The sequence below is a fragment of the Dechloromonas denitrificans genome, assembly GCF_020510685.1.
GTDB classification, from domain to species: Bacteria; Pseudomonadota; Gammaproteobacteria; order Burkholderiales; family Rhodocyclaceae; genus Azonexus; species Azonexus denitrificans_A.
Genome location: NZ_CP075185.1, coordinates 1,588,430 through 1,602,682 on the forward strand (window position 1 = coordinate 1,588,430; position 14,253 = coordinate 1,602,682).

Annotated in this window: 11 protein-coding genes and 1 pseudogene; 10 read left to right on the forward strand and 2 right to left on the reverse strand. The window is 63.1% G+C overall.

The window, feature by feature from the left end; all coding sequences use genetic code 11:
- Positions 1-3: 3 nt before the first annotated feature.
- The 4 genes from KI611_RS07680 to nifS all read left to right on the forward strand — a co-directional run bounded on the left by KI611_RS07680 (position 4) and on the right by nifS (position 3,067).
- Positions 4-420 (forward strand): hypothetical protein, encoded by a 417-nt coding sequence (locus KI611_RS07680; protein ID WP_226419233.1) that lies wholly within the window; start codon positions 4-6, stop codon positions 418-420.
- 121 nt (positions 421-541) lie between these two features.
- Complete coding sequence (locus tag KI611_RS07685; RefSeq protein WP_226419234.1) at positions 542-865, forward strand: HesB/IscA family protein; 324 nt, start codon at positions 542-544, stop codon at positions 863-865.
- Between the two features lie 12 nt (positions 866-877).
- Entirely contained in the window at positions 878-1,774 is an 897-nt protein-coding gene (gene nifU / locus KI611_RS07690) for a Fe-S cluster assembly protein NifU (RefSeq protein WP_226419235.1), read from the forward strand.
- Between the two features lie 84 nt (positions 1,775-1,858).
- A complete protein-coding gene (gene nifS, locus KI611_RS07695) occupies positions 1,859-3,067 on the forward strand; it encodes a cysteine desulfurase NifS (protein ID WP_226419236.1) in 1,209 nt (402 codons plus the stop codon).
- 112 nt (positions 3,068-3,179) lie between these two features.
- Here the strand turns inward: nifS and KI611_RS07700 are convergent, their stop codons facing one another.
- A complete protein-coding gene (locus KI611_RS07700; protein WP_226419237.1) occupies positions 3,180-5,147 on the reverse strand; it encodes a sigma-54-dependent Fis family transcriptional regulator in 1,968 nt (655 codons plus the stop codon).
- Positions 5,148-5,503: 356 nt separating this feature from the next.
- On the opposite strand from KI611_RS07700, the gene KI611_RS07705 reads away from it, so the two are divergent.
- The 5 genes and pseudogenes from KI611_RS07705 to KI611_RS07725 all read left to right on the forward strand — a co-directional run bounded on the left by KI611_RS07705 (position 5,504) and on the right by KI611_RS07725 (position 12,000).
- Positions 5,504-7,651 (forward strand): hydantoinase/oxoprolinase family protein, encoded by a 2,148-nt coding sequence (locus KI611_RS07705; protein WP_226419238.1) that lies wholly within the window; start codon positions 5,504-5,506, stop codon positions 7,649-7,651.
- An 11-nt stretch (positions 7,652-7,662) separates the two neighbouring features.
- On the forward strand, positions 7,663-9,987 hold the full coding sequence (locus KI611_RS07710; RefSeq protein WP_226419239.1) for a hydantoinase B/oxoprolinase family protein: 2,325 nt from the start codon (positions 7,663-7,665) through the stop codon (positions 9,985-9,987).
- Between the two features lie 36 nt (positions 9,988-10,023).
- Complete coding sequence (locus KI611_RS07715; protein WP_226419240.1) at positions 10,024-10,527, forward strand: acetone carboxylase subunit gamma; 504 nt, start codon at positions 10,024-10,026, stop codon at positions 10,525-10,527.
- Positions 10,528-10,611: 84 nt separating this feature from the next.
- Positions 10,612-11,295, forward strand: a pseudogene (locus tag KI611_RS07720) (CoA transferase subunit A); the annotation flags it as partial.
- Between the two features lie 48 nt (positions 11,296-11,343).
- Positions 11,344-12,000 carry a 3-oxoacid CoA-transferase subunit B gene (locus tag KI611_RS07725; protein ID WP_226419885.1) on the forward strand — a complete coding sequence of 219 codons (657 nt, stop codon included), beginning with the start codon at positions 11,344-11,346 and terminating at the stop codon, positions 11,998-12,000.
- 13 nt (positions 12,001-12,013) lie between these two features.
- On the opposite strand, the gene KI611_RS07730 is transcribed toward KI611_RS07725, so the two are convergent.
- Positions 12,014-12,679, reverse strand: a complete 666-nt coding sequence (locus KI611_RS07730; protein ID WP_226419241.1) for a TetR/AcrR family transcriptional regulator — start codon at positions 12,677-12,679, stop codon at positions 12,014-12,016.
- 117 nt (positions 12,680-12,796) lie between these two features.
- Between KI611_RS07730 and KI611_RS07735 the strand changes: the two genes are divergently transcribed.
- Positions 12,797-14,251: an efflux transporter outer membrane subunit gene (locus tag KI611_RS07735; RefSeq protein ID WP_226419242.1), complete on the forward strand. Its 1,455-nt coding sequence runs from the start codon at positions 12,797-12,799 to the stop codon at positions 14,249-14,251.
- The last annotated feature ends 2 nt before the right edge of the window (positions 14,252-14,253 follow it).

Sequence of the window (14,253 nt, forward strand, 5' to 3'; positions counted from 1 at the left end):
GCTATGCCGCTCCAGCCGCGTCTCGTCCTGCTGCACAAACACGGCACCAGCGGCCGTGTCCGGTTTTTGTGCCTGAGTTCGGGGATTGTCGCTTTTCATCCCTTGCCGCCGCTGTCGGCGCTGCGCGATGAAGACTACTCGCCGACCATCCAGTTTCACCCGACGGCGCTGCTTCGCGAAGCCGAAATCCATCTCGGCCTGCCGGAAGATGCCATCGAGCCGGTGCCCGAGTTCAGCGCCTGGGTCGATACGCCGACCGGCGATGTGCCGGTGCTGCTCGCCTCGTTCGTCGGCATCGATCCGCCGTTCGCCGCGGCCGAACGGACCGGCGGCCGCTTCATCGCGATTACCGAATCGCGGCACTTGAGCGAGGTCGAGCGCAACCTGCTGCGCCGGGCTTACGAACACGTTCTCGGTTGATTGTCGCAAAAACGACAAAGCCGTTTGCCGCAACAATCCAATATATTCAATTGTTTAGCGATTTATTCCGGCATGGCACAGGGCTTGCAATGAAGTGCTCATCTACTCTGGGAGAATCGCCATGATCAATCTGACACCTGCTGCCATCAAAGCTGTTCAACGCTTTATCCGCGGTTCCGAAACGCCCGTGATCGGTCTGCGCCTGACCATCTCGGGGGGCGGTTGCTCCGGACTGCAATACGGCATGAAGCTGGAAACCGACAAGGCCGAAGACGACTGGGAGCTGGAAGTCGAAGGCGTCAAGGTCCTGGTCGATGCGCTGACCATGCCGATGATCGACAACGTCACCGTCGATTTCGTCGATACGCTGACCCACACCGGTTTCAAATTCGACAATCCGAATGCCAGCGCGCAGTGTTCCTGCGGCTCGTCGTTCTCGGTCTAAGGAGCAGATAGCATGTGGGAATATTCTGACAAGGTTCGCGAGCACTTCTTCAACCCGCGCAACTCCGGCCCGCTTGAAGAAGCCAACGGCATCGGCGATGTCGGCTCGATCCAGTGCGGCGACGCGCTGCGCCTGATGCTCAAGGTTGACCCGGAAACCGAGATCATCGAGGACGCGCACTTCCAGACCTTCGGCTGCGGCTCGGCCATCGCCTCGTCGTCGGCGCTGACCGAAATGGTCAAGGGCAAGACGCTCGACCAGGCGCTGGAAATCTCCAACCAGAACATCGCCGATTTCCTCGACGGCCTGCCGCCGGAAAAGATGCACTGCTCGGTAATGGGCCGCGAGGCGCTGCAAGCCGCCATCGCCAACTACCGGGGCGAAGTGTGGAACGACGATCACGAAGAAGGCGCGCTGATCTGCAAGTGCTTCGCCATCGATGCGGTGATGATCGAAGACGTGGTCAAGGCCAACGATCTGCACACGGTCGAGGAAGTCACCTTCTATACCAAGGCCGGCGGCGGTTGCGCTTCCTGTCATGAAGGCATCGAGGAAATCCTGGCCAAGGTCAAGGCGGCCCGCCCGGGTTCCGGCGAAACCTCGCCGCCGGTAGCCTGCCCGGCGACGCCGGAAGCCCCCAAGCCGCCGAGCGCCAAGCTGACGCTGGTCCAGAAGATCAAGAAGATCGAGGAAATTCTCGAGTCCGTCCGGCCGATGCTGCAGCGCGACCACGGCGACGTGGAACTGGCCGACGTCCAGGGCAAGAAGATCTTTGTCCATCTGAAGGGCGCCTGCTCCGGTTGCATGATGGAAGCGGCAACCCTTGGCGGCATCCAGCAGAAGATGATCGAGGCCCTCGGCGAACTGGTGCAGGTCTTGCCGTCCTCGCACATGCCGGCGGAAGTCTAGGATCGAGGATCGAGCTATTAGGATCGAGTGGGCTGGGTTTTGCTCGATCCTGATAGCTAATAACTAACAGCTAAAGGAACCGCCATGGAACCGATCTATCTCGACAACAATGCCACCACGCGCTGCGACCCCGCCGTGGTGGAAGCGATGCTTCCGTTCTTCACCGAGCATTTCGGCAACGCCTCGTCGATTCACGCCTTCGGCAGTGAAGTCGGCAAGGCGCTGAAGAAGGCCCGCAGTCAGGTCCAGGCGCTGCTCGGCGCCGAGCATGACTCGGAAATCATCTTCAATTCCTGCGGCACCGAGTCCGACTCCACCGCCATCCTGTCCGCCATCAAGGCCCAGCCGGAGCGCAACACGGTGATCACCACCGTCGTCGAGCACCCGGCCATCCTGACGCTGTGCGAGTGGCTGGAGAAGGAGGGCTACATCGTCCACAAGCTGAAGGTGGACAAGAAGGGCCGGCTCGATATGGACGAATACAAGTCCCTGTTGAACGACCGGGTCGCCATCGTTTCGGTGATGTGGGCCAACAACGAGACCGGGACCATCTTCCCGGTCGAGGAAATGGCCGAACTGGCTTCGGCCAAGGGCATCATGTTCCATACCGATGCGGTGCAGGCGGTCGGCAAGATTCCCATCGACCTGAAGAACACCAAGATCGACATGCTGTCGCTGTCCGGCCACAAGCTGCATGCCCCGAAAGGTATCGGCGTCCTCTACCTGCGCCGCGGCTGCCGTTTCCGCCCGCTGCTCCGTGGCGGCCATCAGGAACGCGGTCGCCGCGCCGGCACCGAGAACTCGGCGTCCATCGTCGGTCTTGGCAAGGCGTGCGAACTGGCCATGGAGCACATGGCCGAGGAAAACACCTCGGTCAAGGCGCTGCGCGACAAGCTGGAAAAAGGCCTGCTAAGCCAGATCACCCATTGTTTCGCGACCGGCGACGTGAGTAACCGCCTGCCCAATACCTGCAACATCGCCTTCGAGTACATCGAGGGCGAGGCCATCCTGTTGCTGTTGAACAAGATGGGCATCGCCGGCAGTTCCGGCTCGGCCTGTACCTCGGGCTCGCTCGAACCGTCGCATGTCATGCGGGCGATGGGCATTCCCTACACCGCGGCGCACGGCACGATCCGCTTCTCGCTGTCCCGTTACAACACCGAAGCCGAAGTCGACCGCGTGATCGCCGCCGTGCCGCCGATCATCGCCCAACTGCGCAAACTTTCGCCGTACTGGACCGATAAGGGCCCGGCTGCCAACCCGGAAGCCGCATTCGCCCCGACTTACGCCTGACGGCAAACCGTTCTCTCTGTAGTAACCTCGGTTAGCCCCGGAAGCAATTCCGGGGCTTTTTTTGTGCGCAGTCCGTTATCGGGCGCCGCTCATTCGCCGCCGACCATTTTCTTCACGTCCGCATTGCGGCCAATTTGACGTAGAGCGTGCTGCGCGAAATCCCCAGGGTCCGTGCCGCCATCGAGAGATTGCCGTGGGCGCTGGCGACGGCGGCGTTGATTGCGCTGCGCTCCATTTCGGCCAGTCGCCCAGCCGTCATCGCCGGCCGGATTTCGTCAGGCGGCAGGGCGGCATCGATGGCGTTGGCGGCGATATGCGGGGGAAGCAGCGAACCATCGATGTAATCGCCGTCACTGAGCGCGAACATCGCTTCGAAGACATTCTGCAATTCGCGGATGTTGCCCGGCCAGCGATACCGCAGCAGGTGGTGCAGGACGTCCGGCGCCAGGCTTTTCGGCGGGCAGCCATATTTTTGCGCCAGGCGCTGGTTGAGGCGGCCGATGATCGCCTCCGTATCGGCCGGCCGGTCGCGCAGGGGCGGCAAATTAAGGCTGACGACACAGAGCCGGTGAAAGAGATCTTCCCGGAAGCGGCCGGCCTCCGCGTCTGCCTTCAGATCGCGATTGGTCGCCGCAATGATGCGGACCGCGACCTTGCGTTCCCTGGTGTCGCCCAGCCTGACCACAATGCCGTCCTGGAGGACGCGCAGTAGGTGCGGCTGCATGTCGAGCGGCATTTCGCCGATTTCGTCGAGGAAGAGGGTGCCGTGGTCGGCCTGCTCGAACTTGCCGGGCAGGCCGCCGCGCCGGGCGCCGGTGAAGGCGCCTTCGCTATAGCCGAACAATTCGCTGGCCAGCAGTTCCCGGGTCAGGGCGCCGCAATTGACAGCGATGAAAGGGCCGTCCGGCTTGCCGCTCGCCTTGTGGATGGCGCGCGCGAAAATTTCCTTGCCGGCGCCGGTTTCGCCAAGCAACAGCACCGGCAAATCGAGGGGGGCGATGCGACGGGCCCGGGCTTTGGCCGTCGCAATGGCTTGGCTGGTGCCGATGATTTCATCGAATGCATCGTCAGTCGCTTTATCGGCCACCGCCTGGCTGCTGCTCCTCTGGCGCTGCGCGGTGCCTATCGGGATGACCAGCAGGGTGCCCAGGTCGCCGTCGCGGGAGCGCACCGGGTGCAGCCATTCCGGGCGCAACCAGGGCGGGGTCAGGCGCAGGCGCTCGGTCGGATGGATGGCGAAATCGAGGGCGGGGACCTGGCCGCCGACCTCGAAAGGCAAGCGCACGCCATACATTTCCCGCGCCTGCTGCATGCTGCCGCTGGTCTTGACGATGCGGCCGCGCTGGTCGAAGAGCACGAGGCAATCGTTGCCGTAGCGGCTGAAGCCAGCCATGGCGTGTTCGAGCAGGCGGCCATGCATTTCGGCATCGCGCTGGGCGAGAATGCCTTCGATCTGCTTGGCGGCCGAGATGACCAGCCCGAGCGTATGGCCGTGGAAGGTTTCCTTGACGCCGGAAACATCGACGACGCCCAGGAGGTTCTTGCCCAGCGGGTCGAGGATGGGCGCGGCGGCGCAGGTCCAGTGCTTGACGTCGATGCAGTAGTGTTCGCTGGCGTAGATCTGCACCGCCTGATGGGTGGCTATGGTCGTGCCGATGGCGTTGGTGCCGATCAGTTCTTCGCTCCAGCAGCCGCCCGGCGCCAGGTTGATCTGCTCGCCGGCATCGCGCGCCCGCGATTCGCCGTTGAGGTCGAGGATGGTGCCGCTCGGGTCGCTGAGCATGATCAGGGTGCCGGACTCGCGCAGGATCTCGCGCAGGGTTTCGAGCACCGGCTTGGCCGCCTCGTACAAATCGCGGGAACGCGCCCGCAACTGGTTGATCTTGTCGCCATCGGCCGTCGGGGCGCTGCCGATGCTCGGATCGACGGCTTCCGAACGGCTGCGCCGCCACGAATCAAGCACGACATTACGCACCCCGGCCCCGGGCAGCGGCCGGTCCTGAAGGAACCGTTCCCACGAGCTGGCGACGACTGACTCGTCGCCGATTCGCGGAATGAGGGGATTGCTGTTGGGACTCACATTGGGCTCGTGACGGGCTCCGGAACCATTACGGCGGATCAATTAATCAACCTAATCGTAACCGTAGCGCCTGGCGATTTGTAAGTCAATAAAATCCTTATATATCAATGTGTTGTGCGGCGCAGCAAAGCGTCGACGAAGTGTCCGGATTCCGGACAGTCGAAAATTAGCGTCGTGATTCAGGACGTTTTCCGGCCTTTTGTCGGACAGCTCCCGATTTCTGCATGTTTTCGCCAAGTCGATGATTCTTCGATTGAATTTCGAATGGTGGCGAATGTTTCCGGGGCTGGCCCGGGCCTTGCCATTAAGTCGGCGTGGGATCACTCACCACGAACACACCAAAAACAGGAGGCAATATGCAGATCCAGCAGTCAAACGTCCAGGTAATGGGAATCGATGCCGGCGGCACGATGACCGATACCTTCTTCGTCCGGGCCGACGGCCGTTTCGTCGTCGGCAAGGCCCAAAGCAATCCCGGCGACGAATCGCTCGCCATCTACAACTCGTCGGTCGATGCCCTCGAACACTGGGGCCGCAACGTCGATGACGTTTACCCGGAACTGGTGACCTGCGTCTATTCCGGTACCGCCATGCTCAACCGCATCCTGATGCGCAAGGGCCTCGATGTTGGCCTGATCTGCAACAAGGGCTTCGAGCAGATTCACTCGATGGGCCGCGCCCTGCAGAGCTACCTGGGCTACGCGCTGGAAGATCGCATCCACCTCAATACTCATCGCTACGACGAGCCGCTGGTGCCGGTTTCACGGACCCGCGGCGTTACCGAACGGACCGATGTCCAGGGCAAGATCGTTATCCCGCTGCGCGAAGACGAAGTACGCCAGGCCACCCGCGAACTGGTCGAGGCCGGTTCCCAGGCCATCGTCATCTGCCTGCTGCAATCGCACAAGAACGAAATCAGCGAGCAGCGGGCGCGCGATATCGTCCGCGAGGAGCTGAAAAAGTTGAAATCCGACATCCCGGTCTTCGCCTCGGTCGATTACTACCCGTCGCGCAAGGAAAGCCACCGGATGAACACCACCATCCTCGAAGCTTACGGCGCCGAACCGTCGCGCCAGACGCTGAAGAAGGTCAGCGACCGCTTCAAGAAGCATGGCGCCAAGTTCGACCTGCGGGTGATGGCGACGCATGGCGGCACGATCAGCTGGAAAGCCAAGGAACTGGCCCGCACCATCGTCTCCGGCCCGATCGGCGGGGTCATCGGTTCCAAATTGCTCGGCGAATACCTCGGTGACGAGAACATCGCCTGCTCCGACATCGGCGGCACCAGTTTCGACGTGGCGCTGATCACCAAGGGCAATTTCGCCATCAAGTCCGACCCCGACATGGCCCGCCTGGTCCTCTCGTTGCCGCTGGTCGCCATGGATTCGGTTGGCGCCGGCGCCGGCAGCTTCGTCCGCCTCGACCCGTACAGCAAGTCGATCAAGCTCGGCCCGGATTCCGCCGGCTACCGGGTCGGCACCTGCTGGCCGGAAAGCGGGCTCGATACGGTGTCGGTCTCCGACTGCCACGTCGTGCTCGGCTACCTCAATCCGCAGAACTTCCTCGGCGGCGCCATCAAGCTCGACGTCCAGCGCGCCCACGACCACATCAAGGCGCAGATCGCCGATCCGCTCGGCCTGTCGGTCGAAGATGCGGCGGCTGGCGTCATCGAGCTGCTCGACCTGACACTCTCCGAGTACCTGCGCGCCAACATCAGCGCCAAGGGTTACAACCCGGCCGAATTCACCTGTTTCTCCTACGGCGGTGCCGGCCCGGTGCACACCTACGGCTATACCGAGGGCGTCGGCTTTAAGGATGTCGTCGTGCCAGCCTGGGCGGCCGGCTTCTCGGCTTTCGGCTGCGCCTGTGCCGACTTCGAGTACCGCTACGACAAGTCGGTCGACCTCGGCGTCGCCCAGTTCGCCAGCGACGACAAGAAGGCGGCGGCCTGCGCCACGCTGCAGGAAGCCTGGGGCGAGCTGGCGGTCAAGGTCATCGACGAGTTCGTGATCAATGGCTACAAGGCGGAAGACGTGCTGCTGATCCCCGGCTACAAGATGCAGTACATGGGCCAGTTGAACGACCTCGAAATCGTCTCGCCGGTCACCAGCGCCGCCACCGCCGCTGACTGGCAGCAGATCATCGAGTCCTTCGAGAACACCTATGGCCGCGTCTACGCCAATTCGGCGCGCTCGCCGGAATTGGGCTTTTCGGTCACCGGCGCCATCTTGCGTGGCATGGTCGTCACCCAGAAACCGGTGCTGCCGGAAGACGCCGATGCAGGACCGACGCCGCCCAAGGAGGCCTATCTCGGCACCCGGCCGTTCTACCGCCACAAGAAATGGGTCGAGGCGGCGCTGTGGAAGATGGAGTCGCTGAAGGCCGGCAACCACGTCGTCGGCCCGGCCATCATCGAATCCGACGCGACGACCTTCGTCGTGCCCGACGGCTTCGAAACCACGATCGACAAGCATCGCCTGTTCCATCTCAAAGAAGTCAAGTGAGGAGATAAATCATGAATATGATGAGCACCAAAGAAATCGGTATCGGCAACCTGCTCGAGAGCGGCCTGACACTGAAGCAGCATCGCGACGCGATCCTCGAGCGGACCAAGACCACCGGCTACTACAACGGCCTGGAAAATCTCGAATTCCGCGACTCCGATCCGATCGGCTACGAAAAGCTGTTCTCCAAGCTGCGCGGCGGCCTGGTCCATGCCCGGGAAACGGCGAAAAAAATCGCCGCCAGCCCCATCGTCGAGCAGGAAGGCGAACTCTGCTTCACGCTCTACAACGCCGCTGGCGACTGCATCCTGACCTCGACCGGGATCATCATCCACGTCGGCACCATGGGCGCGGCGATCAAGTACATGATCGAGAACAACTGGGAAGCCAACCCGACGATCAACCCCGGCGACATGTTCACGACCAATGACTGCGCCATCGGCAACGTGCATCCCTGCGACATCGCCACCATCGTGCCGATCTTCTGGGCCGGCAAGCTGATCGGCTGGGTCGGCGGCGTCACCCACGTCATCGACACCGGTGCCGTGACGCCGGGCTCGATGTCTACCGGCCAGACCCAGCGTTTCGGCGACGGTTACATGATCACCTGCCGCAAGACCGGGATCAACGACGAACCGCTGCGCGACTGGCTGCACGAGTCGCAGCGTTCGGTCCGGACGCCGAAGTACTGGATTCTCGACGAAAAGACCCGGATCGCCGGTTGCCACATGATCCGCGAACTGGTCGAGGAAGTGATCCGGGCCGACGGCCTGGAGGCTTACGAGAAGTTCTCGGGAGAAGTGATCGAAGAAGGCCGCCGCGGCCTGATGAGCCGGATCAAGGCGATGACCCTGCCGGGCAAATATCGCAAGGTCTCCTTTGTCGATGTGCCGTTCAAGCACGAGGACATCCAGGTTTCCAACGCCTTCGCCAAGCTCGACTCGATCATGCACTCGCCGGTCGAGATGACCATCAAGCCGGACGGCAAGTGGCGTCTCGACTTCGAAGGCGCCAGCCGCTGGGGCTGGCATACCTTCAATGCCCACCAGGTGGCCTTCACCTCGGGCATCTGGGTGATGATGTCGCAGACGCTGGTGCCGACGCAACGGATCAACGACGGGGCCTACTTTGCCACCGAGTTCCACCTGCCCAAGGGTACCTGGTGCAACCCGGACGACCGCCGGACCGGCCACGCCTATGCCTGGCACTTCCTGGTCTCCGGCTGGGCGGCATTGTGGCGCGGCCTCAGCCAGTCCTACTTCAGTCGCGGCTATCTGGAAGAGGTCAATGCCGGCAACGCCAATACCTCCAACTGGCTGCAGGGCGGCGGCATCAACCAGGACGGCGAGATCCACGCGGTCAACAGCTTCGAGGCTTCGTCGTGCGGCACCGGTGCCTGCGCCGTCAAGGATGGCCTGAACCACGCCGCCGCCATCTGGAATCCGGAAGGCGACATGGGCGACATCGAGATATGGGAAATGGCCGAGCCGTTGCTCTACCTCGGGCGCAACGTCAAATCCAACTCCGGCGGCTACGGCAAGTACCGTGGCGGCTGTGGTTTCGAAACCCTGCGCATGGTCTGGAACGCCCAGGACTGGACGATGTTCTTCATGGGCAACGGCTACATGAACAGCGACTGGGGCATGATGGGCGGCTACCCGTCGGCCACCGGCTACCGTTTCGAAGCGCACAAGACCGGCCTCAAGGAGCGCATCGCCATCGGCGACTCGCTGCCGCTCGGTGGCGACCTCGACCCGACGGCGCCCGACTACGAGCGTCACCTCGATGCAACCGCCGTGGTCAAGCGCGACAAGCAGTGCATGACGACCGAGGACTGCTACGACAACCATGACCTCTACCTGAACTACCTGCGTGGCGGCCCGGGCTTTGGCGATCCGATCGACCGCGAGGTCAAGGCCATCGAGAACGACCTCAACCAGAAGTTCCTGCTGCCGGAATTCGCCGAAAAGGTTTATGGCGCGGTATTCACCCAGAATGCCAAGGGCGTGTTCTCCATCGATGCCGCGAAAACTGCCACCCGCCGCGCCGAAATCCGCAAGGAACGCCTGGCCCGCGCCCTGCCGACCCGCGAGTGGATGAAGGAAGAGCGCGAACGGATCATCAACAAGCACGCCGCGGTGCAGGTCCAGCACATGTTCGCCACCAGCTTTGGGCTGTCCGAGAAGTTCACCAAGGAGTTCAAGGACTTCTGGAACCTGCCGGCCGACTGGCAACTGCTCGAGGACGAGCTGGGCGTACCGACCTACGGTTCCAAGCACCGCATGGACCTCTCGCTGATGCCCGACGTGACCACCGTCGTCCAGGTCGAAGAGTAAGCCGCGCCAGCCACCATCTGAATCAAGGAGACAAAAATGTCATATACCAATGAACAGGTTTCACATCTGGTCGAAGGCACGCTGGACTGGGAAACCACCTTCCGCATGCTGTCGATGCCCAAGGACAACAGCCGTTTCGAGCAGTACGTCGCGGCGCTGCAGGCCAAGGTCAGCTTCAAGGATCGTATCGTGCTGCCGCTGGCGCCGCACATGTACATCGTGCAGTCGGCGAAGACCAAGCAGTGGCTGATCAAGTGCGACTGCGGCCACGAGTTCTGCGACTACAAGGACAACTGGAAGCTGCACGCCGCGATCTACGTGCGCGACACCGAAGAGGCGATGACCGAGGTTTATCCGCAACTGATGGCGCCGGATACCCAGTGGCAGGTCTACCGCGAGTACTACTGCCCGAGCTGCGGCACGCTGCACGACGTCGAGGCGCCGACCCCGTGGTACCCGGTGATCCATGACTTCGAGCCGGACATCGAGGCTTTCTACAAGGAATGGGTGCATCTGCCGGTACCGGAACGGGTTGATTAGGCCTTGAACCAGGCGGGGAACGCTATGCCGTTCCCCGCCTGCTCTACCCGGCAGACCAGAGAAACCAACAGGGAACAACCCAACATGAACAAGGTGTATGCAACAAGCCAGGCCGCACTCGACGGCCTGCTTTTCGACGGCATGACCGTCGCCGCCGGCGGCTTCGGCCTGTGCGGCATTCCGGAAAACCTGATCGCCGGCCTGCTGCAGGCCGGCACCAGCGACCTGACCATCGTCGGCAACAACGCCGGTGTCGACGACTTCGGCATGGGGCCGCTGTTGAAAACGCGGCAGGTCAAGAAGGTGGTCGCCTCCTATGTCGGTGAGAACAAGGAATTCGAGCGCCAGGTGCTGGCCGGCGAACTGGAACTCGAACTGGTGCCGCAAGGCACGCTGGCCGAACGGCTGCGCGCCGGCGGGGCGGGCATTCCCGGCTTCTACACGCGCACCGCGTTCGGCACCCGGCTGGCCGAAGGCAAGGAAACCCGCCAGTTCGACGGCCAGGACTATGTACTGGAGCCGGCCATCCGCGCCGACGTCGCCATCGTCAAGGCCTGGAAGGGGGACAGCACGGGCAACCTGGTTTTCCGCAAGACGGCGCGCAATTTCAATCCGATGATCGCCACCTGCGGCCGGGTCACCGTCGCCGAGGTCGAGGAGCTGGTCGAGCCGGGCGAACTCGATCCCGACCAGATCCACACGCCGGGCATCTACGTGGACCGCATCGTCCAGGGCGCCGGCTACGAGAAACGCATCGAGTTCCGCACCACGGCCGGCGGCGCCACGCCGGGCAAGCAGGATCCGCTACGCGAGCGGATGGCGCGGCGGGCCGCCCAGGAGTTGCGCAACGGCTACTACGTCAATCTCGGCATCGGCATTCCGACGCTGGTCGCCAATTACATTCCCGAGGGCATGCACGTCACGCTGCAATCGGAGAACGGCCTGCTCGGCATCGGCCCCTTTCCTGGCAGCGAAGATGTCGATGCCGACCTGATCAATGCCGGCAAGCAGACCATCACCAGCCTGCCGGGCAGCAGCTTCTTTTCCAGCGCCGATTCCTTCGCGATGATCCGCGGCGGCCACGTCGATCTTTCCATCCTCGGCGGGCTGGAGGTGTCGGAGAACGGCGACCTGGCCAACTGGATGGTGCCCGGCAAGATGGTCAAGGGGCCGGGCGGGGCGATGGATCTGGTCTCCGGCGTCGGTCGGGTGATCGTGCTGATGGAACACACCGCCAAGGATGGCGCGCCGAAGATCCTGGCCAACTGCAGTTTGCCGCTGACCGGCAAGGGCGTGGTGGAGATGATCATCACCGACCTCGCCGTATTCACCGTCAATCCGGGCGGTGGCCTGACCTTGCGCGAGCTGCAGCCCGGCGTTTCGGTGGACGAGGTCAGGGCGAAAACCGCTTGCCGCTTCTCCGTCGCGCCGGGCCTCGGCGCGCCGGCGGCCAGCGCGCTTGCCGCCGGCTGATTAACGCTGCCGTTTATTGCGGCGTCGCACCGGCCGGAGGCTGCCGAACAGGCTCCGGCTGGCTATCCTCGGCTGGCGGCGGGCCGTAGGCGGCCATGAAGACCTCGATGGCGCGGGCGGTTACGGCCTTGATCTCGTCCGCGCCGACTTCGCCGAGAATCTGAAACAGGAAACGTTCGAGCAATTCGGACTCGAGCAGGCTGTAGAGATGCCGGGTCGCCACCTTGGGGGCGGCCTGGCGCAGCTTGCCGCGATTCATCGCGGTTTGCAGGAATTCGGCCATCAGGTTCTCGCTGCGTAGCACGCCGCGCTCGTAGACGAGGCGTCCGAGTTCGGTACGCCCCGACTGGGAAATGGCCAGGTGACGCTGGGCGCGAATGTTCGGCGAATAAAGGAAGGTCAGGAATTTCTCGCCGAAATGGCGCAGCGAGTCGGCGATATCTTCGGTTGTCGGGTCGATGGCGTCGTGGGCCGCCGCGAACTCGGCTTCGCTCGACAGAAACATCACTTCGGAAAACAACTCTTCCTTCGACGGAAAGTAGTTGTACAGCGTCGCCTTGGAGCCGCCGACGCGGGTGCAGATCTCCGACATCGAGGTTCCCTCGAAGCCCAGTTCCCGGAACGCCTGTGCCGCTACATCGAGAATGGTTTGGCGCTTTGCTTCGGTTTTCTTTTTCATTCTTGCTTGGTCTCCACAATAAAAAAACTGTACCGGATGGTTCACTTTAGCGCAAGGGTTGATATAATCAACTTATCGTACTGTACGGTACAGTTTTTAGGCAGGTGAGAACTTTCCATGCGTCATCAAACCCTATCCCTTGCCGCGTTGCCGCCGGCCAAAACCGCCACGCTGGTTGTCGCCCTGGCACTCGCTCTTGGCGGCTGCGCCCAGTTTCCATCGCTTGATCAGCTGGCGCGGTTGAAGCCGGCGGTTGACTACCAGACCAGCGCGGCGCTTGCCGCACCAGCCGGCAACTGGCCGGCCGAGCGCTGGTGGCAGACTTACGGCGACCCGCAACTCGATGCGCTGATTGACGAGGCGCTGCGCGATTCGCCGGATATGGCCGCGGCTTCCGCCCGCCTGCGCCGGGCCGAAGCCTTCCGCCAGGTTTCCGGCGCGCCGCTGATGCCGCAAGTCAGTGCCAATGCCTCGGCCAGCGATCAGAAGATGAGCTACAACTACCTGACGCCGCGCAGCATGACGCCGGACGGCTGGCAGGATTACGGTCGGGCGACGCTCGATTTCAATTGGGAACTCGACTTCTGGGGCAAGAACCGGGCAGGGCTGGCGGCGGCCACCTCGCAACTTGAGGCCAGCCATGCCGAACTCGCCCAGGCCCGGCTCAGCATCGGCGCCGCGGTCGCCACCAACTATGCCGAACTGGCCCGTCTCTTCGCGGCTCGCGATACGGCTGCCCGCTCGGTTGATGTGCGCCGCAAGACAGTCGATCTGTTCGATCAACGCTTCGCCAACGGCATGGAAACCCGCGGCAGCCTGAGCGAGGCCAAGGCCCGTCTGGCCGGGGCGCAAGGCGAACTGCTGGTGATCGACGAGCAGATCGGCCTGCAGCGCTATCGCCTGGCGGCATTGCTCGGGGCTGGTCCGGACCGCGGCCTGGCGATCGAGCGGCCGGTCGTCAATCTGAAAAGCCATTTCGCGCTGCCGGGCGAACTGGCCGTCAACCTGCTCGGCCGCCGTCCCGACGTGGTCGCCGCCCGCCTGCAGGCCGAAGCCCAGGCGCAGCGCATCGACCAGAAGAAGGCCGAGTTCTATCCCAACATCAACCTGTCCGCCTTCATCGGCGTTCAGGCGCTCGGCCTCAACATGCTCAACAAGGGCGGTTCGAACATCGGCGGCATCGGCCCGGCCTTCTCTCTGCCGATCTTCACCGCCGGCCGCCTGCAAGGCGAACTGCGCGGCACGGTGGCCAGCTACGACGAGGCGGTGGCCAACTACAACCGCACCGTCACCCAGGCCCTGGAAGACGTAGCCAATGCCGGACTCAGCCAGAAGGCGCTGACCGCCCAGCTGCGCAAGGGCGAAGAAGCCGTCGAAGCGGCGGGCGAAGCGCATCGCGTCGCCCGCAACCGCTACGAAGGCGGGCTGGCCAGCTATCTCGAGGTGCTTTACGCCGAGGACGGGCTGCTCAACGCCCAGCGCAACCTCGCCAATCTTCAGTCCCGGGCCTTCGTGCTGGATGTCGCGCTGCAGCGCGCTCTGGGCGGCGGCTACCAGGCCAAGCACATTTAATT